Below are 26,414 nucleotides of genomic sequence, written 5' to 3'. Positions count from 1 at the left end.
TGATATTCCTCCATTGTGTAATTTATTCACATAAGCACTTCGTAAGAGGGGGGTCTTTTGTTATGGATCGCTAAAAATGACGCCGCGCCTGATTCCTACAACACAGTTGCCTAGTTGGCACGTACGTGGCAGGGAATGCTCTGCGTTTCTGATTCGCGCCAAGCAAGAGTCGATGGGAATGGGGATGAATCAATGAAGATCACCAGGCCTGTGCGTCGCCTGTGGCTTGATCTGCTCGGGCGCAAGGTGGCCGCGCCGCCGCCGGCGCTCTCTTTACAGTGAGCCCTGTCGAGAACGCCAGACTACTGGCGGCTGCTATCGCGGCTGTCCGGCAGCTGTCCTGCCGGATTTGCCAGAAGTGTCCGCAAGTGTCCATGGAGATCGCGCGGCGCCGCGTCGATCATGGTGCATCGCAGTGTCAGTGTTCTTCTTCTCCCACGAACGGACTTCCACCATGTCGCGCTACCCCTTCCGCCTGCTCAACGTCTTCGCCGAAACCACCTTCGGCGGCAATCAGCTCGCCGTCTTCGAGGACGGGCGGGGCCTGGACGATGCGACCATGCAGGCCATCGGGCGCCAGTTCAATCTGTCCGAGATCACCTTCATCTTTCCCGACGACGCCGATGGCGCCACTGCGCGCTTCCGCATCTTCACGCCGGATTACGAGATGCCGTTTGCCGGCCATCCGTCGCTGGGCACGGCGCAGGTGGTGCGCGAGCTGTACGGCCCCGGCAATGATGTGACGCTGCGTTGCCACTCCGGTACGGTGCATCTGTCAGCGCGGGACGATGGCTGGTCGCTGGTTCCGCCGCGTGCCGGCGCGCTGAGCACGCGCCCGGCCGATCCGGCGATCGCCGGGATGCTGGGGCTGGAGGCCGATGCCCTGGCCAGTCCGCCGATGTGGGTCGATGTCGGTATCGAGCAGTTGATGGTGCCGGTCAAGCGCCGGGCCGATGTCGAGCGTGCACGTCCTGACCTGTCGGTCTTCGACGCATGGCCGCGCAGCCGCGATGACGGACGCAACGCGTACGTGTTCACCATGCCCGAACCCGGCAGCGCGGAGCCGGTCGTGGCGCGTTTCTTCTTTGAATACGGCACCGGCATGATCGAAGACCCGGGCACCGGCTCGGCATGCGCCAACCTGGGCGGCTGGCTGCGCGCGACCGGCCATGCGCTGCCCGTCTCGCTGCGTGTCGAACAGGGCGCGGCGGTGCGCCGGCCCTGTCACCTGACGCTGCGGGTGGATGCCGATGGCACCATCCACGTCGGCGGCCGCGTGATCGAGATCGGCCGCGGCACGCTGAATCTCTGAGCGCGGCCTGCGGGGCGGGATGGTGTGGAAACTAAGCGGCGGGCGCCGCCAGTTGCCTGCAATAGAACGTCGTGCCGCAGAATGCGCCGTCGGGCATCAGCGCGTAGTTGGGCACGGTGCCCACGCGCTGCCAGCCGGTGCGCTGGTACAGCCGCTCGGCATCGCCGCCGGTGACCGTATCAAGGACCAGCACGCTCTTGCCCTCGGCGCGCGCCACGGCGTCCACCTCGGCCATCAGTCGCTGCGCGACGCCGCGCCGGCGCGCGCGCCGGTGCACCAGCATCTTGGCGACGTCGGCGCGATGCGGCTGGTTCTCGGGCTGGGCCAGGATCAGCTGCACGGTGCCGAGGAGGGTGCCGGCCCCGTCTTCGGCAATCAGCAGGGCGCGTTCGCCGCGGGCCACGCCGTCGGCCACTTCGCGCCAGAACGCCAGCGCCTTCTCGTGCGACAGCGGCAGCATGAAGCTGACCGACGCGCCGCCTTCCACGCAATCGATCAGCACGTCGGCCAGCGCCCCCACGCAGGCGGCCGCTTCGTTGGGGCCGATGCGGCGCACCGTGGTGAGGTCATCGGCAAGGCTCATGCGGTCCTCCGGGCAGGGGCGAACGGCAGGATGGACAGCGCCACCAGATAGCGCGCCGGCCGGCCGGTCGGATTGTGAAACGCGAGCGGGCTGTCCAGCCGCATGGCCAGGCAGTCGCCGGTCTCCAGGCGCCACAGCGTATCGCCCACGGTGATGTCCATGGTGCCGTCGATCATCCAGAGTTGCTGGTGGATATCCGCATCGCGCGGCCCGGTATCGTAGGCGACGCGAGCGCCAGGCGGGAAGGCGACTTCGACAAGCTGGATCGGCGAGCGCACGGCAGGCGACAGGTTGCGGCGCACGTAGCCGGAGGCCGGGTCGGTCCACACCGGCTGGTCGGCCGCATGCGACAGGGGGGATGGGGCTTCGAGCGGCGCGGTGTCTTCGAACAGCGAGGCGAGCGTCACGCCCAGCGCTGAGCTCAGTTTGTCGAGCACGGCGGCGGTCGGGCTGCTCTCCCCGCGTTCGATCAGGGAGATAGTCGAGCGGCCGACGCGGCTGCGTTCGGCCAGCGCGTCGAGCGACAGGCCGCGGGCGTCGCGCAAGGCGCGCAGGCGGCGGGCGAGGCGTTGGTTGATGTCCATTTTTCCAGTTTAACGGAAATTGTTGTCCGGTAAACTGGATTTTGATGGATCGGGTTCGTGCTACTCCCGGCGCTGCACCAGGGGCGGCAGCCACGAGCCGTCCAGCGCGGCCTCCTTGGGCCACGCCAGCGTCAGGCGCACGATGAACGGGCCGGTTGGCACGGGCAGCCAGTTGGCGCGGCTGCCCTTGGGTGGCGGGTCGCGCTGGAGGTAGATGTCCAGCGAGCCGTCGCGGTTGGGACGCGGGCGATCGGCCGCGCTCAGCAGGTCGCGGCGCCCGCCGGGCTGCGACGGGCGGCGGGCGATGCCGACCGCGGCCAGCGCCCAGCCGGCGTTTTCGGGCGGCAGTTGGCCTGGGTCGAAATGCAGGACGTAGCGGTGCATGCTGTCGAGCGGCATGCCATCCGCGTCGGTGCTGGTGCGCGCGATGAGCGCATCCTGCGGCAGGTCGGTGCCGGCGCCGTCCCAGGCGACGATGGCGCGCTGCTCATAGTCGAGCCCGTAGGCACCGATGTTGCGCGGGATGAACCAGCCGTTCTGTGTGATCGGCGGCTGCCTGGCGGCGATGGCCAGGCTGTCGCGTGCCGCGGCGGCACCGCGTTCGATGGCCTCGCCGGCGGCATCCCGGTTGAGGTCGACCGGCATGCCGGGCGCGATGCCCAGCGCTCGCACGCTCTGCAGCATGGTCGAGTCGGCGGGGTGCGGCGGGTTGTCCTTGAGCAGGGCGGAAAAGCGCGCGAAATACGCATTGGCGTCCAGCGCCGTCACCTGTTGCCGGGCCTCGGCCAGGGTGGCGCCGGTGTCGGGCTTGTCCTTGAGCAGGGTGGCCATGCGCGTGAAACCCGCGTTGGCATCCGGTGCTGTCGTGCGTTGCGGGGCGGCGTTCTGGGCGAGGTCGGCATCGGGCCGGCGCCTCTCGTGCGCCTCGCGTGCCGGCGGCTTGTTGAGGTCTTCCAGCGGCGTCAGCCGGAAGCGATCCTGCAGCCGCCGCGCGACCGCTTCGTCGCGCGGGCCGCTGACCTGCACGCGGGCGACCACCCACACCATCGGCGTCGGCGCGGCGATGGCGCGCACGCCGGCCGGCAGCACGCCTGTCCAGCCGGGCGGCGTGATGGCGACCTGCAGGGCGCGCGCGCCGGTGGTGCGGCTGCCCAGGGTGTCGAAGATGTCGGTCCAGGCGTCGTACAGCGAGACCCATGCGTGGCGCAGCCCAAGATCCGGCACGCTGAGCACGATGGGGCCGTCGCGCAGGTCCAGGAAGGCGCTGCTGGCCAGCGTGTCGGCACGGGCGCGCACGCCGGGCGGCAGCGCATCGTCGTCCAGGCTGCGCTGATGCAGGAAACGGCCTGCCGGCGCTTGCACCGAGGCGGTCCGCTGCAGCGCATCCGTCATCATCAGCGGAAAGGCGTAGACATAGACGGACCTGGCGAGCGCATCCGGCGCTTGCGGGCTGCGCGGCGCGGCGGCCGCGACGGGGGCTGGGCCCGGTGGAGTGGAGCAGCCGGTCAGGACAGGCGCGGCCACGCTCAGCGCCAGGGCGACCAGCCTCGTGAGCCGGCGCGCGGGCGCATGGCGATGCGTCATCGTGTTCTCCTTCTTGTCGGCGCGCACCGACAGGGAACCGGACGCCTGTCGATCATCCCCCCAAGGATGCTTGCGCTTCTCGCCGCGCGGATCGTCAATCCTCAACGCCGCGCGCTTGTTGTTTAGCCTTTGACTGTAGGAGTGCCTGCGGGACAAGTCAAACCATGTGCGCCATGGCGCTCTTCACAGCGAACCCCTCCGCGCTTCACAGGCGTAGATGCAGGGCCAGCCGCAGCTTGGCCGCCTCGTATTCGGCTTTCAGGCGCGTCACGATCTCGCCGGCCGGCGGCAGGTCCGAGATCTGCCCGACGCCTTGGCCCGCGCCCCAGATGTCCTTCCACGCCCGGGCCTTGGCGCTGCCGTCGCCGAAGTTCATCTTCGATTTGTCGGCCTCGGGCAGGGCCTCCGGATCCAGCCCGGCCAGTTCGATGCTCTCGCGGATGTAGTTGCCGTGCACGCCGGTGAAGAGGCTGGTGTAGACGATGTCGGAGGCCGCCGCGCGCAGGATGGCCTCTTTGTACGCGCCGGCGGCATGCGCCTCCTGGCTGGCGATGAAGCGCGTGCCGATATAGGCGAGGTCCGCGCCCATGGCCTGCGCGGCCAGGATGGCGTCGCCCGTGGCGATGGCGCCCGACAACGCGATCGGCCCGTTGAAGATGCGCCGCACCTCGCCCACCAGCGCGAACGGCGACAGCGTGCCCGCATGGCCGCCCGCCCCGGCGGCCACCAGGATCAGCCCGTCGACGCCGGCCTCGAGCGCCTTCTCGGCGTGGCGCAGGTTGATCACGTCGTGCAGCACGATGCCGCCGTAGCTGTGCACGGCGTCCAGGATCTCCCTGACCGGCGCGCGCAGCGAGGTGATGAAGATCGGCACCTTGTGCTTGACGCAGGTGGCCACGTCCTGCTCCAGCCGCGCGTTGGAGGCATGCACGATCTGGTTGACCGCCAGCGGCCCGACCACGGCGTGCGGATGCGCGGCGCGGTGGGCGGCGAGCTCGGCGTTGATCTGCGTGAGCCAGTCGTCCAGCACCTCGGCCGGGCGCGCGTTGAGCGCCGGAAACGCCCCCACGATGCCGGCCTTGCACTGTGCGAGCACCAGTTCCGGATAGCTGACGATGAACATTGGCGAACCGATCACCGGCAGGGTCAGGTGCTGCAGCGCGGCGGGGAGGTGCTTGGCGGCGGGCATGGCGTCTCCTGGCTGGAGTGGGCGGACGGCGGGGTCCGCTTCCGATTATAGGAACGATCCCGCACTCCGCCGCGTGCCATGCGCCGGTGCCGGACCCTGGCGCGGGCGGGCCGCGCCAGGCGGCCGGACGGCATCCGCCGGGCGCCAACATGCATGCCGGCGCTGCGCTAGCATGCGAACGATCCCTCATATCGCCGCATCCCACCCGCCGGGAGACCCGCATGACCGCATCGCCCACCCTCGAAGTCGCGATCGCCGCCGCCGACCGAGCCCTGTTCCCCGGCTTCCGCCCATTCAGGCAAGCGGCCAACGGCGTGGAGATCGCCGGGGTCATCGGCGGAAGCGGCCCGCCGCTGCTGTTGCTGCACGGGCATCCGCAGAGCCACGTGATCTGGCACAAGGTGGCGCGCGAGCTGGCCCGCGAGCACACCGTGGTCGCCACCGACCTGCGCGGCTACGGCGCCTCGTCCAAGCCGGCCGGCAGCGCCACGCACGTCGAGTACAGCAAGCGCGCGATGGCGCAGGATCAGGTGGACGTCATGCGCGCGCTCGGCTTCGAGCGCTTCGGCCTGTGCGCCCACGATCGCGGCGCGCGTGTCGCCCATCGCTTGTGCGTCGATCATGCCGGGCGCGTCGAGCGCGCGATGCTGCTCGACATCGCCCCCACGCTGGCGATGTACGAACAGACCAACATGGCCTTCGCCGCCGCCTACTGGCACTGGTTCTTCCTGATCCAGCCGGCGCCGTTTCCCGAGACGCTCATCCATGCCACGCCCGATTTCTACATCGGCAAGCTGATGGGGCTGCGGCATGCCGGCCTTGCGCCCTTCGTGCCGGAAGCCATGGCCGCCTATGCCGCCGCCATGCGCGAACCGGCCTGCGTGCACGCCATGTGCGAGGACTACCGCGCCGCCGCCACCATCGACCTGGAGCACGATCGCGCCGACCGCGCGGCCGGCCGGCGCATCGCGGTGCCGCTGCGCGTGCTGTGGGGGCAGCATGGCGTGATCCAGCGGTGCTTCGAGCCTCTGGCGCTGTGGCGCGCAGTGGCCGAGGACGTCAGCGGCGGCACGGTGCCGTGCGGGCACTATGTGCCGGAGGAGGCGCCGGACGCATTGCTGGCGGAGATGCGGGCGTTTTTCGGCTGAGGTGGTCAGTCGGGGGCGACCTCGCTGCTGCGTTTTGCGTGCCGTGTTTTCGGGGGGGCGGACGGGGGCGGAGCGCCCGCCATGGGACCATGGGGCGCCATTTGCGCTTTGGGCAAAGGAAGGCGTTTGTGCCGCAATGCGGCCTGCGTTGAGAGACCGCTGTTGCCGGTGGCCGGCTCCGAAAGCGCAGATCCCGATCTCACCAGGACTGCCATGGACTTCCCTCGTCGCCATTCCCTGTCCCCGCTACGATTCCTCACACCGTCGCGCTCACCCCAGACGGAGCGTACGCCCGGCGCTTCTCCCGCACCCGGCAATACGCCTCGCAGGGCGAGCGGTCCGCTGTCCGGCCTGACCAAAGGCTTCAACGCGCTGTTCAAAGCCGATCCGGAAAAGGCCGCGCTGAGACAGGCCTTCTCCATGGCCGAAACCGGCAAGGCGGAATCGCTGGCGGGTCTGCTGCAAAGCCATCCGCACCTGGTGATGGCCGTCAACGCGAACGGGACCACGCTGCTGGCATCGGCCGCCAAGCGCGGACACCTGGAGGTCGTCCGCCTGATACTGGCGCGGCCGGAGTCCGCCATCCTCATCAACCAGATCAACAAGCGCGGGGAAACGCCGCTCCAGCGCGCCGTCGAAGCGGGGCGTACCGCCGTGGTCGGGGCGCTGCTCCAGCATGCGGAGATCGACCCGAACAGGGTCGACAAGCACGGGCAGACGCCGCTTCATATCGCAGCCGGCAATCGCCATGCTGATATCACGCGCGCATTGGTCGAGCATCCGCGCACGGAGGTGAACCGGCCGGACCGCGACGGCAATACCGCGCTGCACCTCGCCGTGCGCAAGCGCGGGCTGGACGCGGCGGGCGAGTTGTTGCGCCACCCCCATATCGACCCCAACCAGCCCAATGCCAAGCATCACACCCCGCTGACGATGGCGATCGCCAAGCTGCACGTCGATTGTGTGCATGCGCTGGCCAGCCATCCCGGCGTACAGGTCAACCGGCCCGGCACGGACGGCCATCCTCCTGTCTGGCAAGCGGTCGCCCAGTTTGTGGAGCACCTGGAGAGCGGTTCTTTTGCGCGCCATCGGGTGCGTACCGGTAAGGAGCTCGATTGCCTTTTCGAGCTGGCCCGCTCGCCGCACATCGATCTGAATGTTCTTGGCCCGGGCGGGCATACGCCGCTGACCCGGCTGGCTTGCGCCAAGCCGCACCGGTACGTGCAGGCAGGGCGGGACACCACATTCACGGAGATCCAGCACAAACAGCGGGTCGTGGACGCCGTCCGCGCCTTCCTCCAGGGCAGCAGCGAGGGGCGCAATGGTTTCAATCCGAACGCCCGCAATATCGACGGCCAGGTTGCGGTCCAGATCGCGCTGCGCAATGGACACGACGCGCTGGCCTCCCGGCTGCTGCAGGATCCGCGCACCGATCCGGGGGCGGCGGTGACACGCCTCATCGGCAAGCCAGGCCGATTGTCCAGGCTGTTGAACCCCGGGGGGGCGGAGCCGAAAACCCATGGCGCCGGTCAGGCGTTCCTGGTGGAGCAGCTCGAGCGGTCGATACGGTTCCGCAACCCGGACGGCACCGCGAATCCCTGGATATCCCTCGCGCTATGCGAATATGCGGCTCGCTTCGAGATCACGGCCGAGGCCCAGCGGCGCGCATCGGCCGAGAATCGATCGTGCCGGCCCGACGCCGCATCGTACGCGGCGCAGGCGCTGGAGTTCAGCATGGCCTTCCAGCAGGCACCGATTATCAAGGTGGCGGCGCAGGCGCTGATCCACCACGCCCCGCGCCACCAGGCGCACTTCAACCTGGGCGGCATCGACGTGTCCCGCAGCGAAATCCAGGCATGGGCCGCCGGCGATGTGCCCGAGGCCGTCCTGAATGCGCACATCGAGCAGTACGTGCGGGATGGCCGGATCAACGTGCATGCCGATGCCCTGTTGACGCGCGGGCAGCAGTTGCTCAACGCGATGAAGCGCCTCACGCCCGAGGATCAGCGCCGTTCGGTCGAGCAGTCCGCCGCCGATCTGCGTGCGATGATCGGCCAGCGCAGCGATCAGCTCAAGCAGGCATTGAAGGCCGAGGCCAGCGAGGCGGCACTGGAAGCCCTGGCGGCGTTCGAGGCATTCGAGACCGTCGAGGCCATGGAGGCGATGGCTGCCGAGCAGGCGGAGGACGCCGAAGAGGCGCGAGAAGAGGAGGAGGTCGAGGACGCGCAGGAGGACGAGGCGGCGCAGGCACGGGCGCACACGGAAGCGGAGCACCAGAAGGCGCGGCTGAAGGGGCGTATCGACGATTTGCGCAACGCCGGGAAAGGTATCAAGCACCTGCTGAAAATGGGGCCGACCAAGGAGGACCCTGACTACGCGTTCCACGCCAACGTCGCTTTGGCGGATACGTGGTCGTACGTACAGTCCCGCAAGGACCCGGAGCTCAAGGACAACCTGACCGCGGCCCTGCTGCTGCGCCTGGCCGATGTCGGCAAGGATGTCCCCTGCAACACGGGCTGTATCCAGCGCGTGGCCTTCGCCAGCGAAGGCATCGATACCTCGCTGCACCAAGGGGAGCCGGGTCGGGGGGCCATGTATGAAGAAATCGTCTCCATCGCGAAGGCGGTCAACGAACGCTACAAAGCGCGCTATGGCGAGGTCGAAGCCTTCGATCCGGCTGCGCCGGGCACGTCTTCCGCGCCGTCGGTGACGGCGCGCGACCGGCAGGCGATCCTGCGATACACGAAGGGGGCGGAGATCGACGACGACGTGGTCACCGACGTCAAGCGGGACATGGTCCGCGCCGACGTGCTGGCGGACTTGGTCGGGCGGCGAGGCTGGACCCGCGCGACGGTTGAGGAACTGTTGGCTCCCATCCTGGATAACGTGGAGTATCTGGACGAGTTCAGCGTCAAGGCTTCCGGCTCGCCCGACGTCCATGCCGGGCCGTAAGACGCCGGTCGGGCATCGTCATCGACCGATCCGCCGTGGCCGGCAGGCCGAAGCGGCCGCCGGTCGCGGCCGCGTCAGCCTCGGTTGACGATCCGCGTGGCTTCAACGGCCGCGGCGCCGGCCTTGACCAGCGCCGCGACGGTTGCTTCCAGCAGCGCCGGCAGTGGCGTCGCGGCAAAGAAGCGCGCCTGCAGGCGTGGAATCAGTGAGGCCTGTGCAAACCAGGCCGCCAGGGCCTCGCGCGTGATGGCTTGCTGCTCCAGCAGCTTGAACTTCACCAGCACGCGCAGGGCGTGCAGGGCGTTGCGCTCCGGATCGGCGCGCAGGTAGGCGAGCCGGCCCCGTGCCGCGTCGATGGCCGCATCCACCTCCGTGAACGGCCGGCCATGGCCCGGCACCACCACGCGCGCACCGAGCCGCGCGATGCACGCCAGGATCGCCTCCTGTTCGGCAAAGCCGCTCTCGCCCTCCAGCTCAGGAAAGATCACGCCGAAGCCGCGCTCCCACAGCGCATCGGCGGACAGCAGCACGCGCGTGTCGGGGCTGTACAGGATGACGGCGTGCGGGTCGTGTCCGGGTGCACTGATCACCTGCCAGTCGAGGCCGCCCAGGCGCGCCGTCATGCCGTCGGCCAGGCCGGCTTCGGCGGTGTCGCCCTCGGGCAGCGTAAAGCGCTCGCATTGCTGGCCGGTGGGGCGGTAGCTGAGCGCGTCGGTGTCCCAGTGGCGCACGTCGCCGATCTGCGCGGCGGGCACGCGGATGCGGCAGCCGTAGGCGGCCTGCAGCGCTGCGTTGCCGCCGCAGTGGTCGGCGTGCAGGTGCGTATTGAGCAGCCGGCGCAGCGGCCGGCCCTGCAGCGCATGCCGCGCCAGCGCCACGGTCTGCGGCGCGTGCGTCAGGTAGCCGGAATCGACGAGCGCGCAGCCGCCGTGCGCATCGGCGTCGAAGAACAGGATGTTGTTGGACGACAGCCAGCCGCGCTCGAACACGCGCATCGTGCCGGGCAGGGCGGCGATGCCGTGGCCGGCCGTCATGCGCGGGCGGTGTCTTCGAGCCACGCGCGGGCGCGCTCGGGCAGTTGCCGCCAGATCGCGACGCGCGCGGTGTCGGGCAGTGCGGACCACGCCGCGATCTCGTCGAGCGTGCGCATGCAGCCGATGCACAGGCCGCGCGAGCCGTCCATCCTGCACACGTTGACGCAGGGCGAGGCGACCGGCAGCGCGCGCTCGGCCTGTGCGCGGCGGTTGCGCAGCTTGCCGAGCGTCAGCTTCAGTTGCGAGCGCGTGCAGGCGTCCATGGCCGTGGCAGGCCGGTCAGCCCCGCTGGGCGATGTCCGCCACCGGGGCGCCGGTCATCGCCGCCAGTTCGGCGGGCGTCAGGTTGAAGACCGCGTGCGGATGGCCGGCGGCGGCCCACACGCTGTCGAAGCGGAACAGGTCCTCGTCGAGCAGCATCACCGGCTTGACGGCATGGCCGACGGGACACACGCCGCCGATGGCGTAACCGGTCTTCTCGCGCACGAACCTGGCGTCGGCCTTGGCCAGCGCGCCCACGCGCGCCGACACCTTGGCCTCGTCGACGCGGTTGGTGCCGCTGGCGATCACCAGCACCGGCGCATCGTCCTCCGCGCGCCGGAAGAGGATCGACTTGGCGATCTCCGCCACCGAGCAGCCCAGCCCGGCGGCGGCCTCGGCGGAGGTCTTGCCGGTGGCCGGCAGCATCACGATGGTCTTGTCGTAGCCGAGCGCGCGCAGGTGGTCGGCCACGCGCTGGGCGGATTCGGGCAGGGGGGCGTGGGTGTCGGGGGCGGTCGTCATCGTCGTCATTGAGCGTTGGCGTCAGATGCAGGCCTGGGCGATCTGGTCCTGCAGCTTGAGCAGCAGGGCGCGGCCGGCGCGCGAGGCGGTCGGCCGGCCGATGGCCTGGGAGATGAAGTCGCCGGCCAGCACCACCTTGTCCAGGTCGATGCCGGTGCGCAGCCCCAAGCCATGCAGCAGGTACAGCACGTCTTCGGTGGCGACGTTGCCGGTCGCCCCTTTGGCGTACGGGCAGCCGCCCAGCCCCGCCACCGACGCGTGGAAGATGGCAACGCCCACTTCCAGGCTCGCCAGGATATTGGCCAGCGCCTGGCCGTAGGTGTCGTGGAAATGGCCCGACAGCCGGTCGAGCGGGAAGGCGGCGGCGGCGGCTTCCATCACCGCCTTGACGCGGCCGGCGGTGCCCACGCCGATGGTGTCGGCGATGTCGATCTCATCGCAGCCGAGCGCCGCCAGCCGCTTGACCACATCGACGACCGACGCTACCGGCACCTCGCCCTGGTACGGACAGCCCAGCGCGCACGAGATCGACCCGCGCAGCCGGATGCCCGCGTCCTTGGCGGCCCGGGCCACCGGCACGAACCGTTCGATCGATTCAGCGATCGAGCAGTTGATGTTCTTCTGCGAGAACGCCTCGCTGGCCGCGCTGAAGATCACCACTTCATCGGCGAGCGCGGCGGCGGCGGCCTCGAAACCCTTCATGTTGGGCGTCAGCGCGGAATACAGCGTGCCGGGCCGGCGCTGGATGCGCGCCATCACGTCGGCGCCGTCGGCCATCTGGGGCACCCACCGGGGCGACACGAACGACGCGGCCTCCACGTTGACGAAGCCGGCGTCGGACAGGCGGTTCACCAGCTCCACCTTGGCCTCGGTGGACACCGGCGACTTCTCGTTCTGCAGGCCGTCGCGCGGGCCGACCTCGACTACTTTCACAAAATGCGGGAACGTCATCTCAGTAACCTCGTTGCAGATCGACGATGCCGGCGATCGGCTCGCCGGCTTCCAGCGCGCGGATCTTGCGCGCGATCTGGGCAATGCTGACCTCGCGCAGCGTCAGCGCCGAGATGTGCGGCGTGATGCGGATGCGCGGTTCGGTCCAGAAGGGATGATCGGCGGGCAGCGGCTCGGTGCGGAAGACGTCGAGCGCCGCGCCGGCGATCTGCCCGCGCGCGACGGCCGCGAGCAGGTCGTCCTCGACCAGGTGCTTGCCGCGCGCCACGTTGACGAGATACGCGCCGGCTTCGAGCTGGTCGAACAGCGCGGCATCGAGCACGTTCTCGGTATCGGCCGTCAGCGGCAGCACGTTGATCAGCACGCGCGTGCCGGCCAGGAAGCCGGGCAGGGCGTCGGCGCCCGCGCGGCAGTCGATGCCTTCCACCGACTTGGCCGAGCGGCTCCACCCGCGCACCGGAAAACCGAAGCCCGCCAGCGTGCGCGCGATGTGCGTGCCCAGCACGCCCAGGCCCAGCACGCCGACCACGAACGCGTCGCGATCGAACGGCTTCAGGAAGCGCCAGATCTTCGCCTGCTGCAGGCGCTCGTACTCGTCCAGCCGGCGGAAGAAGCGCAGCACGGCGTGGGTGACATATTCGCTCATCTGCGAGGCCATGCCGGCGTCGTCCAGGCGCACGATCGGCACGCTCTCGGGCAGCGCATCGGGCGATTGCGCGAGCAGGCCCAGGATGGCATCGACGCCGGCGCCCAGGTTGAACACCGCGCGCAGGTCGGTGCGGCCGCGCAGCATGTCGGCGGGCGGCTGCCAGACCACGGCGTAGTCGGCATCGTGCGCCGCGCCTTGCGCCCAGACCGACAGCCGCGCCCCGGGCAGCGCTTGCGCGAAGCCGTCCAGCCAGGGCTGGGGCTTGCCGTCGGGGGTGTAGATCTGGATGTGCATGGGGCGCCGCGTGGTGGTTGACGTATACGTCAAGGAGTGTAGCAGGGGGCGCCGATGCGCGCGGTGGTGGGTTTCAGTGCGGTCCGGGCCAGAGGTGCGCGAAATCGAAGGACAACTGCCGGTAGTGCCGGATCGATAGCAGGTAGATCGTGTCGTCAATGTGAGCGTACAAGACCAGGTCATCCTGAAGGAGGTATTCGCGAAGCTCACCCGAGGTGAAACGCGCGAGTTGATCCTGCAGTTGGCCCTGCTTGGACACGGCTTCCACCGAGGTCGCCGCGCGCGACAGGAGTGGTGCGCCCATCGCCGGGAACTGCTCCAGGTTTGGGATGACGGTCTCGGCTAGGTCGTCCAGCAAGCGGTCATAGCCTGCGGGAAATTCACGCTCGGACCAGAATGCCTCGATCGTTTCGAGATTGCGTTCGAAGTTCTCCGTCAGCTTGACGGGCAGGTGTTGCTTGCGTGCCATTTGCGGGCTACGCCTGACTGCTGCTGCGTCGCCGCTTCAATGCCCCGAGTGTCTGCCGGGCATCCTTGACGCGCCCGGCTTCCACATCGGCCAATCCTTTGGATGCCTCGTCCAGCACGAGCAGGTGAATACGTGCCCGTTCAAGCTGGTGGTAGTAGTCGAGTCGCTGCGCGTCGATCAGGGCGATGTAGCTCTCCCCGTTCTTCGTGACGATCTTTTCCGCGCCCGCCTTTACTTGCTCGGCCAGTTCCGAGAGGTTGGCGCGGGCCTGGGACAGCGGGATGACGTCGCGTGCCGAAAATGCCATGGCGGTCTCCTGACAAAATCAGTACAGAATTCTGTACATCATGCACGCATGCATCACGCCGCCGGCTTGAACGCCAGCAGCTGCACCCCTTCGGCCACCTGGTCCCCCACGCCGTACAGCACCGACTCGACCACGCCATCGGCCGGGGCGGTGAGGGTGTGCTCCATCTTCATCGCTTCCATGACCACCAGCGGCGCGCCCTTGGCGACGCTCTGGCCGGGCGTGGCCAGCACGGCGATGACCTTGCCGGGCATCGGCGCGGTCAGCTTGCCGCCTTCGTCGTCGGCCTCGCCGGCATGGGCGAGCGGGTCGTCTCGCTCCAGTGCCCAGTGCGTGCCGCCGGTGAAGACGTGGAAGGCGTCGCCGTCGACGTGCACCTGGCCGGCCGCCTTGCGCGAGCCGAGCGCGACGGTGAAGGTGTCGCCGTGGCGCTGCGTGGTGAAGGGCGTTTCGTGGTCGTCCACGCGCAGGCGCGTGCCGTCGCGGCCGTAGACCAGGTGCGCTTCGATGGCCTGGTCGCCCTGCGCGAAGCGCAGCGTGCGCTCGGCCTCGCCGTTCAGGCGCCAGCCGCTGCCGCGTGTCCAGGGGGAGTGCGGGTCGCGCGTGTCCGTGCGCAGGCCGCGCGCCTCGCGGGCCAGCAGCGCGGCGGCCGCCAGTGCGACCGCTTCGCGCGGCACCGGCGGTGCGGCCGGGAACAGCGCGTCGTGGTGACGCGCGATCAGGCCGGTATCCAGGTCCGCCGCGGCAAACGGCTGCGACGCCACCAGCCGCCGCAGGAAGGCCACGTTGGACGACAGCCCGACCAGATGGAAGCCGCCCAGCGCCTGCAGCATGCGCGCCAGCGCTTCCTCGCGGTCGCGGCCCCAGACGATCAGCTTGGCGATCATCGGGTCGTAATACGGGCTGATGGCATCGCCCTCGCGCACGCCCGCGTCGATGCGCACCGCGGCCGGCTCGCCGCTGGCCTGCGCGCCGACGGTGAACTCCACCGCCGCCGGCGTGCGCAGCACCTTCAGCGTGCCGATCGAGGGCAGGAAGTCGCGCTCGGGGTTCTCGGCGTAGATGCGGGCCTCCAGCGCGTGGCCGTGGATGCGCAGCGCGTCCTGCGCGCGCGGCAGCGGTTCGCCGCAGGCCACGCGCAGCTGCCATTCGACGAGGTCCTCGCCGGTGATCATCTCGGTGACGGGGTGCTCGACCTGCAGGCGCGTGTTCATCTCCATGAAGTAGAAGGTGCCGTCCTCGTCGACGATGAACTCGACCGTGCCGGCGCCCACGTAGCCGACCGCGCGCGCCGCGGCCACGGCGGCCTCGCCCATGGCGCGGCGGCGCTCCGGCGTCATGCCCGGCGCGGGCGCTTCCTCCAGCACCTTCTGGTGGCGGCGCTGCACCGAGCAGTCGCGCTCGAACAGGTAGACCGCGTCGCCGAAGCCGTCGGCGAATACCTGGATCTCGATATGGCGCGGGCGCGTCAGGTACTTCTCGATCAGCACGCGGTCATCGCCGAAGCTGCTCGACGCCTCGCGCTTGACCGAGGCCAGCGCGGCCGCGAATGCCTCGCCCGTCTCCACCACGCGCATGCCCTTGCCGCCGCCGCCCGCACTGGCCTTGATCAGCACCGGGTAGCCGATGCGATCGGCCTGCGCGCGCAGGAACGCGGCATCCTGGTTGTCGCCGTGGTAGCCGGGCACCAGCGGCACACCGGCCGTCTCCATCAGCGCCTTGGCCGCGCTCTTGCTGCCCATCGCCTCGATGGCCGAGGCCGGCGGCCCGACGAAGACCAGGCCGGCCTCCGAGCAGGCCCGCGCAAAGGCCTCGTTCTCCGACAGGAAGCCATAGCCCGGGTGGATGGCCTGGGCACCCGTCGCGCGCGCGGCTTCGAGGATGCGGTCGGCGCGCAGATAACTGTCGCGGGCGGCCGGCTCACCGATGTGGATGGCCTCATCGCACGCGGCGACGTGGCGCGCATCGACATCGGCATCGGAATACACCGCAACGGTGCCGATGCCCAGGCGACGGCAGGTCGCGGCGACCCGGCAGGCGATTTCGCCTCGGTTGGCGATGAGCAGCTTGGTGAACATTGGGTTTGTCTCCTTGTGCTTTCTCTTTGTGTTTTGCACTTGTGGTGCATCCCGTGTTTCGTCCCCTGGCGGGGCTGGGCTTGGTGGTCCATCCCTTGTTTCATCCCCTGCCGGGGCTGACCTACTTTCTTTGTCTTGCCAAAGAAAGTAGGCAAAGAAAGGCGCGCCCGATGCGGCGACACCCTCCTTGAATTTTTGTTGCGGGGAGGGGAAGGGGGCAAACTCGCTTCGCTCAGACAGCCCCCTTCCTTTTTCCTCCCCGCAACAAAAATTCAAGGCGCCGCATAGGGCAAGGGCAAAGCAAACCATCTGTGCGCTGGCCTTGCTGCGGAAAATCTTGTAGCTGCTGAACTGGTGCTGCGATGGTTTGGCCGTTCCTGCCCTAGATGGCGCCTTGAATTTGTGTTGCAGGGAGGAAAAAAGAGAGGGGCCTGTCTGAGCGAAGCGAGTTTGCCCCTCTCTCCTCCCTGCAACACAAATTCAAGGAGGGGGTCGCCATCTCGGGCGCGCCTTTCTTTGCCTACTTTCTTTGGCAAGACAAAGAAAGTAGGTCGGCCCCGGCAGGGGACGAAAGGGGGATGGACCACCAGCGAAAAACCAGTCCATCCCCCCACCAAAAAATCAATCAATCAGCCGGCGTAATGTCGATATGACAATGCGACGAATGCGAATGCTGCGCCCCCTCCGCCTGATGCAGATGATCCTGCACCTCCACCCGCATCCCCAGCCGCGCCAGCAGTTTGCGATCGGCATCGGCCTCCGGGTTGTCGGTCGTCAGCAGCTTCTCGCCGTAGAAGATCGAGTTGGCCCCCGCCATGAAGCACAGCGCCTGCAGCGCGTCGTCCATCGCTTCGCGGCCGGCGGATAGCCGCACCATGGCCTTGGGCATGGTGATCCGCGCCACGGCGATGGTGCGCACGAACTCGAATGGGTCGAGCGCTTCGTTGCCCGCCAGCGGCGTGCCTTCGACCTTGACCAGGTTGTTGATCGGCACCGAATCCGGATACGGCTCCATGTTGGCCAGCTCGGCGACCAGCCCCGCGCGCTCGTGGCGCGATTCGCCCAGGCCGACGATGCCGCCGCAGCACACGTTGATGCCGGCGTCGCGCACGTGCTCGAGGGTGTCGAGGCGGTCCTGGTAGGTGCGCGTGGTGATGATCTCGCCGTAGAACTCGGGCGCGGTGTCGAGGTTGTGGTTGTAGTAGTCGAGGCCGGCATCCTTGAGCTGCTGGGCCTGCTCCTGCTTGAGCATGCCGAGCGTGACGCAGGTCTCCAGGCCCATCGCCTTGACCCCGCGCACCATGTCGGCCACGGCATCGAGCTGGTGCGGCTTGGGGTTGCGCCAGGCCGCGCCCATGCAGAAGCGGCTGGCGCCGTTCTGCTTGGCGCGGGCGGCGGCTTCGAGCACGGTGTCGATCGGCATCAGCTTCTCGGCCTCGACGCCGGTGTCGTAGCGTGCCGATTGCGGGCAGTAGGAGCAATCCTCGGGGCAGCCGCCGGTCTTGATCGACAGCAGCGTGGAGAGCTGCACCGCGTTGGCGTCGAAGTGGGCGCGGTGCACCTGCTGCGCCTGGAACAGCAGGTCGTTGAACGGCAGCGCGAACAGCGCTTCGATGGCCTCGCGGCTCCAGCGCGCGTTCGGGCTCTGGCCGGGCGTGGGCGGCACCTTGGCGGCATCGGGAACGAAGTTGAGCGGGGCGTGTTGCATGGGACTTCCTTGAAACGAACAAATAATGAATGGGGTCAGGCCGGCAGCAGCCAGTTCGGTTTGCGCTTGCCCAGGAAACTCTGCACGCCTTCGCGGCCTTCGGTGGAGGCGCGGATGGCGGCGATGCGGTTGGCGGTGTCGGCCAGCAGCGCGTCGTCGATCGGCGCGCCGGCGATCTCGCGCACCAGCCGCTTGCTTTCCCGCACCGCGTTGGGGCTGTTGGCCACCAGCGCGGCGGTGAGCGCGTCCACCGTGGCGTCCAGCGCCTCGGCGCCCGCCAGTTCATGGACGAGGCCCAGGCGGTGCGCCTCGGCCGCGGTGAAGCGCTCGGCGGTGATGAAGTAGCGGCGCGAGGCCTGTTCGCCCAGCGCGCGGATCACGTAGGGGCTGATAGTAGCCGGAATCAGGCCGAGCCTGGCCTCCGACAGGCAGAAGTGTGCGGTATCCGCCGCTACGACGATGTCGCAGGCCGACACCAGGCCAACGCCGCCCGCGTAGGTGTCGCCGTGCACGCGGGCGACCACGGGCTTCGGGCAGGCGTGGATGGCGCGCAGCATCTCGGCCAGGCGCAGGGCATCGGCGCGGTTTTCGTCGTCGGAGTAGCCGGCCATCTTCCGCATCCAGTTCAGGTCCGCGCCCGCGCAGAAGGCCGGGCCGTGGCCGGCCAGCACGATGGCGCGCACGCTGTCTTCCGTGGCCAGGGCGTGGAACGCCCCGGTCAGCTCGGCGATGACGGTCTCGTTGAAGGCGTTGCGCACGTCCGGCCGGTTGAGCGTGACCGTGGCCACGGCGCCGTGCTGTGCGAAGGCGAGGGTCTCGAAGGCGTTCATTGCGTGTCCTGGTTGGCATCGGCCGATGCGCTGGCCGGTGTGGAGGCGGGGACGGGGCCGCTGGGCAGGCCAAGCTCGCGCAGGAAGGCGTCGACCTCCGGCAGCCAGATGGGCAAGCCGGCACGGCTGCCGAACATGCCGTGCGAATCGCCCTGGAAGGTGCCGAAGTCGACCAAGCGGGCCTTGCCGCCCGCGCCCGTGTAGGCGGCGAACAGTTTCTCCGGCAGCGGCCTGGGCCAGTAGCTGTCGTTGTCGCCGTAGAACCACAGCGACGGATAGCGCGACTGCTTGCCGTAGTTGCCGAAGGCGTGCACCAGGTTGTCTTCCCAGGCGACGCAGGTGTCGTTGCGCAGGCCGCCCGCGAAATTGACCAGGCCGCGCACGCCGGGGTAGGCGAGCGTGCCGAACGCCATCGTTGTCAGCCCGCCGTGCGACTGGCCCATGACAACGATGCGGCTGCGGTCCACGTAGGGCTGCTGCGTCAGGTAGTCGAGCGCGGCCACCACGTCCTCGGCCTGCACGATGCCGTTGGACTCCACGTTGCAGCCGCCGCCGATGTAGGCGCCGCCCGATCTGGCGAACCCCTGGCGCATCGGCAGCGCCACCACGTAGCCGCGCGCCACCAGCGCGGCGGCCTGCGCGAGGTAGCGGGCACGGTCCTGGAAGGCCGGCTTGCCGTGCGCCTTGCCGTGGTTGAGCACGATCAGCGGAAAGGGGCCGTCGCCGGCCGGCTTGAAGATGGTGGTCTCCAGCCGGATGGTGAAGATGCCGGCCGGCTTGGGCACCTCCACCACCTGCTCGGTCATGCCGGCCGGCGGCGGGTCGTCGGCGCGCGCGGCCGTGGCGAGCAGCAGGGCGCAGCCGAGCACGGCCCATGCGCGGCGCCATCCCGGCCGATGTGCGTGGTTCACGTCGCTCTCCATTCAGTACCGTGGCGGCCCGCCTACATGCGGAACACGCCGAAATTCATCTCGCCGATCGGCGCGTTCAGGCTGGCCGACAGCCCCAGGCCCAGCACGCTGCGCGTATCGGCCGGGTCGATCACGCCGTCGTCCCACAGGCGCGCGCTGGCGTAGTACGGATGGCCCTGGCGCTCGTACTGCTCGCGGATCGGCGCCTTGAAGGCGGCTTCCTCGTCCGTGCTCCAGTGGCCGCCGCGGGCCTCGATGCCGTCGCGGCGCACGGTGGCGAGCACGCTCGCGGCCTGCTCGCCGCCCATCACCGAGATGCGCGCGTTCGGCCACATCCACAGGAATCGCGGCGAATACGCGCGCCCGCACATGCCGTAGTTGCCCGCCCCGAACGAGCCGCCGATGATGACCGTGAACTTGGGCACCTGGGCGGTGGCCACCGCCGTCACCATCTTGGCGCCGTTCTTGGCGATGCCCTCGTTCTCGTACTTGCGCCCGACCATGAAGCCGGTGATGTTCTGCAGGAACACCAGCGGGATCTTGCGCTGGCAGCACAGCTCGATGAAGTGCGCCCCCTTGAGCGCCGCCTCCGAGAACAGGATGCCGTTGTTGGCGATGATGCCGACCGGATACCCCCAGATGCGGGCGAAGCCGCACACCAGCGTGGTGCCGTAGCGCGCCTTGAATTCATCGAAGGCCGAATCGTCGACGATGCGGGCGATGACTTCGCGCACGTCGAACGGCTTGCGCGTGTCGGTCGGGATCACGCCGTAGAGTTCTTCGGCCGCGTAGCGCGGCTCGACCGGCGCATGAATCTGCACTTGCTCGGGCTTGCGGCGGTTCAGGTGGGCGACGATGCCGCGGGCCTGGGCCAGCGCGTGCGCGTCGTTGTTGGCGAAGTAGTCGGCCACGCCCGACAGGCGCGTGTGCACGTCGGCGCCGCCCAGGTCTTCGGCGCTCACCACCTCGCCGGTGGCGGCCTTCACCAGCGGCGGGCCGGCCAGGAAGATGGTGCCCTGTTCCTTGACGATGATCGATTCGTCGCTCATGGCCGGCACGTAGGCGCCGCCGGCCGTGCACGAGCCCATCACCACCGCGATCTGCGGGATGCCCTTGGCTGACAGGTTGGCCTGGTTGTAGAAGATGCGGCCGAAGTGGTCGCGGTCGGGGAAGACGTCGTCCTGGTTGGGCAGGTTGGCGCCGCCCGAGTCGACCAGGTAGACGCAGGGCAGGTGGTTCTGCTCGGCGATCTCCTGCGCGCGCAGGTGTTTTTTCACCGTCATCGGGTAGTAGGTGCCGCCCTTGACGGTGGCGTCGTTGCACACGATCACGCATTCCTGCCCCGAGATGCGGCCGATGCCGGTGATGATGCCGGCGCCGGGCGCGGCGTCGTCGTACATGCCGTGGGCCGCCAGCTGCGAGAACTCCAGGAACGGCGTGCCGGGGTCGAGCAGCTGCTGCACGCGCTCGCGCGGCAGCAGCTTGCCGCGCGCGAGGTGCTTGGCGCGCGCATCGCCGCCGCCGCCCAGGGCGATGCGGGCGACCTTGTCGCGCAGGTCGGCCACCAGCGCACGCATGGCGTCGGCGTTGGCCTTGAAGTCGTCGGCACGTGGGTTGAGCTTGGTCTCGAGTGTCGGCATGGCGGCGGTCGGGTCGGGGTCAGGTCAGGTCGCCGTCAACGTACAGCCAGCGGCCTTGCGGGGATTCGGCGCCGCCCGCGTCCAGGCGGACGAAGCGGCTGGTTTCGTGCAGGCGGTGCGCGCGTCCGCCCACCTTGTAGCGCGCGACGAACTCCACCGTCGCGTGGGTCGGGTCCTGCTGCGCGTGGCGCTTGACGTCCAGGCCGAGCCAGCGCGTGGCGGGCGCATCGGCTTCGCCGCGCTCCAGGTCTGTCGGGCAGGTGGACGGGTGCCAGGTGCGGCGCAGGTAGGCCGTGTCGTGCAGCACATAGGCGCTGTAGCGCGAGCGCATGAGCTGCTCGGCCGTGGCCGGCGCCGCGTCGCCCGCATGGAACGGGCCGCAGCAGCGGCCGTAGGCGCCGGCGCCGCACGGACAGGCCGCGGTCGGGGCCGGGGCGGGCAGGGCGCGCGTCATGCCAGCAGCGCCGGCAGGTGGCGCATGTCGGTGAAGGTGTGCGCGGCGCCGGCGGCGATCAGCGGGCCGGGCGCGTTGCGGCCGGCGTAGGCCAGCACCATCATGCCGGCGGTGTGGCCGGCGGTGACGCCGGTGGGGCTGTCCTCGATCACCACGCAGCGCGACGGCGCCACCCCCAGCCGGCGCGCGGCCAGCAGGTAGACGTCGGGCGCGGGTTTGCTGCGCTCGACCTCGGTGGCGGAAAAGATGCGCGCATCGGTAGGTTGGAAGCGGTGGATCAGGCCGGTGCGGTTGAGCTGCAGCTCGACCTTCAGGCGGTCGGCGCCGGAGGCGACCGCCATCGGCAGACCCAGCGCGGACAGCGCTTCGATGGCCTGCGTCACGTGGGGCACGGCCTGCACTTCGGCTTCCAGCAGCGCATTGCGGCGCGCGTGGAAGGTGGACAGCCAGCCGGCCGGCAGCGGCGCGCCGCGCATCGCGGCAATCGCATCCAGCTCTTCGCGGATGGCCTTGCCGAGGAAGCGCCGGGTGGAGTCCTCCAGGCTGATGTCGATGCCGAGCTCATTGAGCATCTGCCAGATCAGCCGGTTGACGAGGGGTTCGCTGTCGACCAGCACGCCGTCGCAATCGAACAGGATGGCGTCGAAGCGGCGGCCGGCGGGGGCGAGGTGGGAGACTTCAGTCATGCTTTCTTGGTGGGTTTTTCGTAAGCGGCGACCGGCGCGCCGGCCGCCTTCCAGGCGGTGAAACCGCCGTCGATATGCGCCACGCGCCCGGTGTGGCCGGATCCCAGGCCCATGTCCTGCACGGTCTTGGCGGCCAGCGCGCTGCGCCAGCCGGCCGCGCAGAAGAAGACGAAGGTCTTGTCCTGCGCAAAGGCCGGCTTGTGATACGGGGAGTCCGGGTCGACCCAGAACTCCAGCATGCCGCGCGGCGCGTGCAGCGCGTGCGGGATCCCGCACGCGCGCTCCAGCTCGCGGATGTCGCGCACGTCGACGAACTGCACCCGCGGGTCGTCGAGCATCGCGCGGGCTTCGTCCACCGACAGCGTGCGGATCTCGGCCAGGGCCTCGTCGACGAGGGCGCGGAATCCTTTCTTCATCGGCATGCGGATCTCCTTGGCGGTTGGGTATTACACGCGGCCATCGCGCAGCAGGGCCTCGATCTGGTCGAAGCGGTCGAAGCCCCAGAACGGCTCGCCGTCGATGATCACGTAGGGCGAGCCGAACACCCCGCGTGACATGGCCAGGTCGATCTCGGCCTTGAGCTGGTCCTTGATCTGCTGGCTGCCCGCGCCAGCATTGAGCGCGTTGCCGTCGATGCCCAGCGCGTCGGCGATCTTCATCACCTCGGCCGGCTCGCCGATGTTGACGTCGTCGACGAACAGCGCGCGGTAGACGGCCTGCGCGAACCCGATCGCGCGGTCGCCGCCATGGTGGTCGTGCACCCACAGCATGGCGCGCGCCGCATATTGCGTCGGCAGCGGGAAGTGGGTCGGCTTGCGGTAGTCGATGCCGTGGAAGCGCGCGGTGCGCTCGAAATCGCGCCAGGCGTAGTCGCCCTTGAGCGGCTGCTGCGCCAGGGGCGCGCCGCCGGTGGTCTTGAACACCACCCCCAGCAGGATCGGGTGCCACGCCGTCGCGCGGTTGTACTGCTGGGCAAGCGCCTCCACGCGCGTGCTGGCGAAGTAGCCGTACGGCGACGAAAAGTCGAAGTAGAAATCGATGGCCCCGTTCATGATGCACTCCCCCTTGGTTGTTGCCGTTTTCCCAAAAAAAACCGCTACGCGAGCGCGCGGGCGATCAAGATCTTCTGGATGTCGCTGGTGCCTTCGTAGATCTGGCAGACGCGCACGTCGCGGTAGATGCGCTCGACCGGAAAATCGCTCACGTAGCCATAGCCGCCGAAGACCTGGATGGCGTCCGAGCACACGCGCTCGGCCATCTCGCTGGCGTTGAGCTTGGCCATGGCCGCCTCCTTCAGGCACGCTCGCCCCGCGTCCTTCAGGCTGGCGGCGTGCCAGACCATCTGCCGCGCCACGTCGATGCGCGTGGCCATCTCGGCCAGGCGGAACTGCACCGCCTGGTGCGCGAACAGCGGCTGGCCGAAGCTCTCGCGTTCCTTGGCATAGGCCAGCGCCGCCTCGAAGGCCGCGCGCGCCATCCCCACGCTCTGCGCGGCGATGCCGATGCGACCGCCCTCCAGCCCGGACAGCGCCATCCTGTAGCCTTCGCCGGCCGAACCGAGCAGGCAGTCGGCGGGGATGCGGCAGTCTTCCAGCACGATCTGCGCGGTGTCGGACGAGTGCTGGCCGAGCTTGTCCTCCAGCCGCGCGACGATGTAGCCGGGCGTGGCGGTCGGCACCAGGAAGGCGCTGATGCCGCGCTTGCCCGCGGCCTTGTCGGTCACCGCCATCACGATGGCCACGTCCGCGTGCTTGCCGCTGGTGATGAACTGCTTCACGCCGTTGAGCACCCAGTGCTCGCCGTCGCGTGTGGCGGTGGTGCGCAGCGCGGCCGCATCCGAGCCCACGTGCGGCTCGGTCAGGCAGAACGCGCCCAGCATCTCGCCGCGCGCCAGCGGCGCCAGCCAGCGCTGCTTCTGGGCCTCGTCGGCATAGGCCATCAGCATGCTGCACACCGGGCAGTTGTTGACGCTGATGACGGTGGAGGTGCCGCCGTCGCCGGCGGCGATCTCCTCCAGGATCAGCGCCAGCGACAGGTAATCCAGCCCGGCGCCGCCGTAGGCCTCCGGCACCGCCACGCCGTACGCGCCCAGCTCGCCGAGCTGGCGGTGCACGTCCTTCGGGAAGGTGGCGTCGCGGTCCCACGCGGCCGCGTGCGGCACGATCGCCTCGCGCACGAAGGTGCGGATGGCGTCGCGGATCATCTCTTGTTCGGGTGTCAGGAGCATCGTGCCGGCCTCACCATTGGATGCCGCTGCCGTCGTAATTGCGGAAGGCGCCGTTGTCCCCGCGCGTGGCGGCCGCGATCACGCGGCGCATGCCCGCCACGCTCTCGGCCGGCGTGATGGCCGCGCCGGCGCCGCCCATGTCGGTGCGCACCCAGCCCGGATGGAAGGTCAGGCAGATGGCGTTGCGCGCATCGAAGGACAGCGCGCGCAGCGCCGCGTTGACCGCTGCCTTGCTGGCGCGATACAGCCAGCCGCCGTTGCTTTCCATGCCGCCGATGCTGCCCATGCGGCTGGAGACGACGGCCAGTACGCCGCCCGACTCGCCCGCGCCGTTGCGGCCGGCCTCGACCATCGGCAGCACCGTCGGCAGCGCGCTCATCGGGCCCCACACGTTGGTCTGCATCACGGCGTCGAAGTCGGCGCGGCTGACCGGCTCGGCGCGCTGCGTGCGCGGGCCGTAGATGCCCGCCACGTAGATCGCCACGTCCAGCGCCTCGCCGTCCAGCTTCCAGATCAGGCCGGCGATGGCGTTGGCGTCGGTCAGGTCCAGCACGTGGGTCTCGGCGCCCAGCGCCTGCAGTGCCTGTGCGGCGTCCTGGGTGCGCACGGTGGCGATCACGCGCCAGCCGTCGGCCAGGTATTGCCTGACCGTTTCCAGGCCGATGCCGCGCGAGGCGCCCAGGACGAGGGCGGTACGGGAGCGGGAAGACGTGTTCGTCATCGTGCGCGCCTCACAGCAGTTCGATGCCGACCGCGGTGGCCTCGCCGCCGCCGATGCACAGGCTGGCCACGCCGCGCTTGCCGCCGCGGTGGCGCAGCGCGCCCAGCAGCGTGGCGATCAGGCGCGCGCCCGACGCGCCGATCGGGTGGCCCAGCGCACATGCGCCGCCGTTCACGTTCACCTTCTCGTGCGGGATGCGCAGGTCGTGCATGGCCGCCATCGGCACCACGGCAAACGCTTCGTTGATCTCGAACAGGTCCACGCTGTCGGTGCTCCAGCCGAGCTTTTTGAACAGCTTGTCGATCGCCGTGACCGGCGCGGTGGTGAACCAGCCCGGCGCCTGCGCGTGCGTGGTGTGGCCCAGCATGACCGCCAGCGGCGCGATGCCGAGCTGCCTGGCGGTCGATTCCCGCATCATCACCAGCGCGGCGGCGCCGTCGTTGATCGACGAGGACGAAGCGGCCGTCACCGTGCCGTCCTTCTTGAACGCGGGCTTGAGCGAGGGAATCTTGTCGACCTTGATGCGGCGCGGGCCTTCGTCGGTGTCGACCACGGCGTCGCCGGCTTTGCCCGGCACTGTCACCGGCGCGATCTCCCAGCGGAACGCGCCCGATTCGGTGGCTGCCTGCGCGCGCCGCACGGAGTCCATCGCGAAGGCATCCTGCGCCTCGCGCGTGAAGCCGTACTTCTCGGCACAGTCCTCGCCGAAGGTGCCCATGGCGCGGCCCTTGTCATAGGCGTCTTCCAGGCCGTCGAGCATCATGTGGTCGTAGATCATGCCGTGGCCGATGCGGTAGCCGCCGCGGCCCTTCGGGATCAGGTAGGGCGCGTTGGTCATGCTCTCCATGCCGCCGGCCACCACTACGTCCACCGATCCGGCCAGCAGCGCGTCGTAGGCGTTCATCGCCGCGCGCATGCCCGAGCCGCACATCTTGTTGACCGTCGTGCAGCCCACCGACAGCGGCAGGCCCGCGCCCAGCGCCGCCTGGCGCGCCGGCGCCTGGCCCTGGCCGGCCGGCAGCACGCAGCCCATGATGACCTCCTCGATCTGCTCGGGCTTCAGGCCTGCGCGCTCCACCGCCGCGCGGATGGCGGTCGCGCCGAGCTGCGGCGCGGTCAGGCTGGCGAGCTCGCCCTGGAAGGCGCCCATGGGGGTGCGGGCGGCGGAGGCGATGATGATGCGGTCGGACATGGGTGATAGGTCTCCGGTTTTTTCTCTTGCGTTCAGCACTGGTGGTGTTGGTGCATTCCTGTTTTGGCTTCCGCCAGGGCTTGGCACTTGTGGTGCAACCCTTGTTTCATCCCCTGCCGGGGCTGACC

At 69.3% G+C, this 26,414-nt stretch carries 26 protein-coding genes; 3 read left to right on the top strand and 23 right to left on the bottom strand.

Translation table 11 applies throughout. The annotated features are described in order from the left end of the window. Nucleotides 1-454: 454 nt before the first annotated feature. Complete coding sequence (locus tag GO999_RS15515) at nt 455-1,312, top strand: PhzF family protein (protein WP_011000220.1); 858 nt, start codon at nt 455-457, stop codon at nt 1,310-1,312. 31 nt (nt 1,313-1,343) lie between these two features. On the opposite strand, the gene GO999_RS15510 is transcribed toward GO999_RS15515, so the two are convergent. The 4 genes from GO999_RS15510 to GO999_RS15495 all read right to left on the bottom strand — a co-directional run bounded on the left by GO999_RS15510 (nt 1,344) and on the right by GO999_RS15495 (nt 5,252). Further along, on the bottom strand, nt 1,344-1,895 hold the full coding sequence (locus tag GO999_RS15510) for a GNAT family N-acetyltransferase (RefSeq protein ID WP_197343851.1): 552 nt from the start codon (nt 1,893-1,895) through the stop codon (nt 1,344-1,346). Then, nucleotides 1,892-2,479: a helix-turn-helix domain-containing protein gene (locus GO999_RS15505; RefSeq protein WP_020831020.1), complete on the bottom strand. Its 588-nt coding sequence runs from the start codon at nt 2,477-2,479 to the stop codon at nt 1,892-1,894. Before GO999_RS15505 ends, GO999_RS15510 begins: the two co-directional genes overlap by 4 nt. 60 nt (nt 2,480-2,539) lie before the next feature. After that, complete coding sequence (locus GO999_RS15500; RefSeq protein WP_211906369.1) at nt 2,540-4,063, bottom strand: DUF1254 domain-containing protein; 1,524 nt, start codon at nt 4,061-4,063, stop codon at nt 2,540-2,542. 205 nt (nt 4,064-4,268) lie between these two features. Next, nucleotides 4,269-5,252 (bottom strand): NAD(P)H-dependent flavin oxidoreductase, encoded by a 984-nt coding sequence (locus tag GO999_RS15495; RefSeq protein ID WP_016722406.1) that lies wholly within the window; start codon nt 5,250-5,252, stop codon nt 4,269-4,271. Nucleotides 5,253-5,473: 221 nt separating this feature from the next. Here GO999_RS15495 and GO999_RS15490 point away from each other — a divergent pair, with 221 nt between their 5' ends. Next, complete coding sequence (locus tag GO999_RS15490) at nt 5,474-6,400, top strand: alpha/beta fold hydrolase (protein WP_020831025.1); 927 nt, start codon at nt 5,474-5,476, stop codon at nt 6,398-6,400. 213 nt (nt 6,401-6,613) lie between these two features. Further along, nucleotides 6,614-9,352, top strand: a complete 2,739-nt coding sequence (locus GO999_RS15485) for an ankyrin repeat domain-containing protein (protein ID WP_211906368.1) — start codon at nt 6,614-6,616, stop codon at nt 9,350-9,352. Between the two features lie 74 nt (nt 9,353-9,426). On the opposite strand, the gene GO999_RS15480 is transcribed toward GO999_RS15485, so the two are convergent. The 19 genes from GO999_RS15480 to GO999_RS15390 form a co-directional block, all read right to left on the bottom strand. Next, the gene (locus GO999_RS15480) at nt 9,427-10,386 is read right to left on the bottom strand and encodes an MBL fold metallo-hydrolase (protein WP_211906367.1); all 960 of its coding nucleotides are present in this window, start codon (nt 10,384-10,386) and stop codon (nt 9,427-9,429) included. Continuing rightward, entirely contained in the window at nt 10,383-10,649 is a 267-nt protein-coding gene (locus tag GO999_RS15475) for a DUF1289 domain-containing protein (protein WP_011000226.1), read from the bottom strand. The genes GO999_RS15480 and GO999_RS15475 overlap by 4 nt, the downstream gene beginning before the upstream one ends. Before the next feature lie 16 nt (nt 10,650-10,665). Continuing rightward, a complete protein-coding gene (locus tag GO999_RS15470; protein WP_028852512.1) occupies nt 10,666-11,169 on the bottom strand; it encodes a YbaK/EbsC family protein in 504 nt (167 codons plus the stop codon). Between the two features lie 21 nt (nt 11,170-11,190). After that, a complete protein-coding gene (locus GO999_RS15465; RefSeq protein WP_011000228.1) occupies nt 11,191-12,120 on the bottom strand; it encodes a hydroxymethylglutaryl-CoA lyase in 930 nt (309 codons plus the stop codon). A gap of 1 nt (nt 12,121) precedes the next feature. After that, nucleotides 12,122-13,063: a 2-hydroxyacid dehydrogenase gene (locus GO999_RS15460; protein ID WP_019717429.1), complete on the bottom strand. Its 942-nt coding sequence runs from the start codon at nt 13,061-13,063 to the stop codon at nt 12,122-12,124. A gap of 73 nt (nt 13,064-13,136) precedes the next feature. Then, the gene (locus GO999_RS15455) at nt 13,137-13,532 is read right to left on the bottom strand and encodes a hypothetical protein (protein ID WP_016722411.1); all 396 of its coding nucleotides are present in this window, start codon (nt 13,530-13,532) and stop codon (nt 13,137-13,139) included. Nucleotides 13,533-13,539: 7 nt separating this feature from the next. Next, on the bottom strand, nt 13,540-13,839 hold the full coding sequence (locus GO999_RS15450) for a type II toxin-antitoxin system Phd/YefM family antitoxin (RefSeq protein WP_011000231.1): 300 nt from the start codon (nt 13,837-13,839) through the stop codon (nt 13,540-13,542). A gap of 53 nt (nt 13,840-13,892) precedes the next feature. Continuing rightward, the gene (locus tag GO999_RS15445) at nt 13,893-15,917 is read right to left on the bottom strand and encodes an acetyl/propionyl/methylcrotonyl-CoA carboxylase subunit alpha (protein WP_211906366.1); all 2,025 of its coding nucleotides are present in this window, start codon (nt 15,915-15,917) and stop codon (nt 13,893-13,895) included. A 625-nt stretch (nt 15,918-16,542) separates the two neighbouring features. Beyond that, nucleotides 16,543-17,625, bottom strand: coding sequence for a biotin synthase BioB (gene bioB / locus GO999_RS15440; RefSeq protein WP_011000233.1), 1,083 nt, complete (start codon nt 17,623-17,625; stop codon nt 16,543-16,545). 35 nt (nt 17,626-17,660) lie between these two features. Further along, nucleotides 17,661-18,455, bottom strand: a complete 795-nt coding sequence (locus GO999_RS15435) for an enoyl-CoA hydratase/isomerase family protein (protein WP_020831030.1) — start codon at nt 18,453-18,455, stop codon at nt 17,661-17,663. Next, on the bottom strand, nt 18,452-19,378 hold the full coding sequence (locus GO999_RS15430) for a dienelactone hydrolase family protein (protein ID WP_011000235.1): 927 nt from the start codon (nt 19,376-19,378) through the stop codon (nt 18,452-18,454). Before GO999_RS15430 ends, GO999_RS15435 begins: the two co-directional genes overlap by 4 nt. A gap of 20 nt (nt 19,379-19,398) precedes the next feature. Beyond that, on the bottom strand, nt 19,399-21,006 hold the full coding sequence (locus tag GO999_RS15425) for a carboxyl transferase domain-containing protein (protein WP_020831032.1): 1,608 nt from the start codon (nt 21,004-21,006) through the stop codon (nt 19,399-19,401). Nucleotides 21,007-21,025: 19 nt separating this feature from the next. Next, on the bottom strand, nt 21,026-21,460 hold the full coding sequence (locus GO999_RS15420; protein ID WP_020831033.1) for a YchJ family metal-binding protein: 435 nt from the start codon (nt 21,458-21,460) through the stop codon (nt 21,026-21,028). Further along, the gene (locus GO999_RS15415; RefSeq protein ID WP_020831034.1) at nt 21,457-22,146 is read right to left on the bottom strand and encodes an HAD family hydrolase; all 690 of its coding nucleotides are present in this window, start codon (nt 22,144-22,146) and stop codon (nt 21,457-21,459) included. The genes GO999_RS15420 and GO999_RS15415 overlap by 4 nt, the downstream gene beginning before the upstream one ends. Further along, nucleotides 22,143-22,568 (bottom strand): rhodanese-like domain-containing protein, encoded by a 426-nt coding sequence (locus GO999_RS15410; protein ID WP_071015278.1) that lies wholly within the window; start codon nt 22,566-22,568, stop codon nt 22,143-22,145. The genes GO999_RS15415 and GO999_RS15410 overlap by 4 nt, the downstream gene beginning before the upstream one ends. A gap of 24 nt (nt 22,569-22,592) precedes the next feature. Then, nucleotides 22,593-23,198 carry a 2-hydroxychromene-2-carboxylate isomerase gene (locus GO999_RS15405; RefSeq protein WP_011000240.1) on the bottom strand — a complete coding sequence of 202 codons (606 nt, stop codon included), beginning with the start codon at nt 23,196-23,198 and terminating at the stop codon, nt 22,593-22,595. Nucleotides 23,199-23,242: 44 nt separating this feature from the next. Continuing rightward, on the bottom strand, nt 23,243-24,373 hold the full coding sequence (locus tag GO999_RS15400) for an acyl-CoA dehydrogenase family protein (RefSeq protein ID WP_011000241.1): 1,131 nt from the start codon (nt 24,371-24,373) through the stop codon (nt 23,243-23,245). A gap of 10 nt (nt 24,374-24,383) precedes the next feature. After that, complete coding sequence (locus GO999_RS15395) at nt 24,384-25,094, bottom strand: SDR family oxidoreductase (RefSeq protein WP_211906365.1); 711 nt, start codon at nt 25,092-25,094, stop codon at nt 24,384-24,386. 10 nt (nt 25,095-25,104) lie between these two features. Next, complete coding sequence (locus tag GO999_RS15390) at nt 25,105-26,286, bottom strand: acetyl-CoA C-acetyltransferase (protein WP_211906364.1); 1,182 nt, start codon at nt 26,284-26,286, stop codon at nt 25,105-25,107. Nucleotides 26,287-26,414: the final 128 nt, after the last annotated feature.

This window comes from Ralstonia nicotianae (genome assembly GCF_018243235.1).
In the GTDB taxonomy this organism is placed as follows: domain Bacteria; phylum Pseudomonadota; class Gammaproteobacteria; order Burkholderiales; family Burkholderiaceae; genus Ralstonia; species Ralstonia nicotianae.
Note: the sequence above shows the minus strand (reverse complement) of the source record. Positions and strands in the feature narration are given on the sequence as shown.

What these genes read in the sequence shown, in the direction of transcription:
- GO999_RS15450 (WP_011000231.1), bottom strand. Translation starts at nt 13,839, where the DNA reads ATGGCATTTTCGGCACGCGACGTCATCCCGCTGTCCCAGGCCCGCGCC.
- GO999_RS15405 (WP_011000240.1), bottom strand. Translation starts at nt 23,198, where the DNA reads ATGAACGGGGCCATCGATTTCTACTTCGACTTTTCGTCGCCGTACGGC.
- GO999_RS15430 (WP_011000235.1), bottom strand. Translation starts at nt 19,378, where the DNA reads ATGGAGAGCGACGTGAACCACGCACATCGGCCGGGATGGCGCCGCGCA.
- GO999_RS15515 (WP_011000220.1), top strand. Translation starts at nt 455, where the DNA reads ATGTCGCGCTACCCCTTCCGCCTGCTCAACGTCTTCGCCGAAACCACC.
- GO999_RS15465 (WP_011000228.1), bottom strand. Translation starts at nt 12,120, where the DNA reads ATGACGTTCCCGCATTTTGTGAAAGTAGTCGAGGTCGGCCCGCGCGAC.
- GO999_RS15480 (WP_211906367.1), bottom strand. Translation starts at nt 10,386, where the DNA reads ATGACGGCCGGCCACGGCATCGCCGCCCTGCCCGGCACGATGCGCGTG.
- GO999_RS15390 (WP_211906364.1), bottom strand. Translation starts at nt 26,286, where the DNA reads ATGTCCGACCGCATCATCATCGCCTCCGCCGCCCGCACCCCCATGGGC.
- GO999_RS15435 (WP_020831030.1), bottom strand. Translation starts at nt 18,455, where the DNA reads ATGAACGCCTTCGAGACCCTCGCCTTCGCACAGCACGGCGCCGTGGCC.
- GO999_RS15470 (WP_028852512.1), bottom strand. Translation starts at nt 11,169, where the DNA reads ATGACGACCGCCCCCGACACCCACGCCCCCCTGCCCGAATCCGCCCAG.
- GO999_RS15445 (WP_211906366.1), bottom strand. Translation starts at nt 15,917, where the DNA reads ATGTTCACCAAGCTGCTCATCGCCAACCGAGGCGAAATCGCCTGCCGG.
- GO999_RS15455 (WP_016722411.1), bottom strand. Translation starts at nt 13,532, where the DNA reads ATGGCACGCAAGCAACACCTGCCCGTCAAGCTGACGGAGAACTTCGAA.
- GO999_RS15425 (WP_020831032.1), bottom strand. Translation starts at nt 21,006, where the DNA reads ATGCCGACACTCGAGACCAAGCTCAACCCACGTGCCGACGACTTCAAG.
- GO999_RS15395 (WP_211906365.1), bottom strand. Translation starts at nt 25,094, where the DNA reads ATGACGAACACGTCTTCCCGCTCCCGTACCGCCCTCGTCCTGGGCGCC.
- GO999_RS15495 (WP_016722406.1), bottom strand. Translation starts at nt 5,252, where the DNA reads ATGCCCGCCGCCAAGCACCTCCCCGCCGCGCTGCAGCACCTGACCCTG.
- GO999_RS15505 (WP_020831020.1), bottom strand. Translation starts at nt 2,479, where the DNA reads ATGGACATCAACCAACGCCTCGCCCGCCGCCTGCGCGCCTTGCGCGAC.
- GO999_RS15500 (WP_211906369.1), bottom strand. Translation starts at nt 4,063, where the DNA reads ATGACGCATCGCCATGCGCCCGCGCGCCGGCTCACGAGGCTGGTCGCC.
- GO999_RS15510 (WP_197343851.1), bottom strand. Translation starts at nt 1,895, where the DNA reads ATGAGCCTTGCCGATGACCTCACCACGGTGCGCCGCATCGGCCCCAAC.
- bioB (WP_011000233.1), bottom strand. Translation starts at nt 17,625, where the DNA reads ATGCAACACGCCCCGCTCAACTTCGTTCCCGATGCCGCCAAGGTGCCG.
- GO999_RS15400 (WP_011000241.1), bottom strand. Translation starts at nt 24,373, where the DNA reads ATGCTCCTGACACCCGAACAAGAGATGATCCGCGACGCCATCCGCACC.
- GO999_RS15420 (WP_020831033.1), bottom strand. Translation starts at nt 21,460, where the DNA reads ATGACGCGCGCCCTGCCCGCCCCGGCCCCGACCGCGGCCTGTCCGTGC.
- GO999_RS15475 (WP_011000226.1), bottom strand. Translation starts at nt 10,649, where the DNA reads ATGGACGCCTGCACGCGCTCGCAACTGAAGCTGACGCTCGGCAAGCTG.
- GO999_RS15415 (WP_020831034.1), bottom strand. Translation starts at nt 22,146, where the DNA reads ATGACTGAAGTCTCCCACCTCGCCCCCGCCGGCCGCCGCTTCGACGCC.
- GO999_RS15460 (WP_019717429.1), bottom strand. Translation starts at nt 13,063, where the DNA reads ATGCACATCCAGATCTACACCCCCGACGGCAAGCCCCAGCCCTGGCTG.
- GO999_RS15410 (WP_071015278.1), bottom strand. Translation starts at nt 22,568, where the DNA reads ATGCCGATGAAGAAAGGATTCCGCGCCCTCGTCGACGAGGCCCTGGCC.
- GO999_RS15485 (WP_211906368.1), top strand. Translation starts at nt 6,614, where the DNA reads ATGGACTTCCCTCGTCGCCATTCCCTGTCCCCGCTACGATTCCTCACA.
- GO999_RS15490 (WP_020831025.1), top strand. Translation starts at nt 5,474, where the DNA reads ATGACCGCATCGCCCACCCTCGAAGTCGCGATCGCCGCCGCCGACCGA.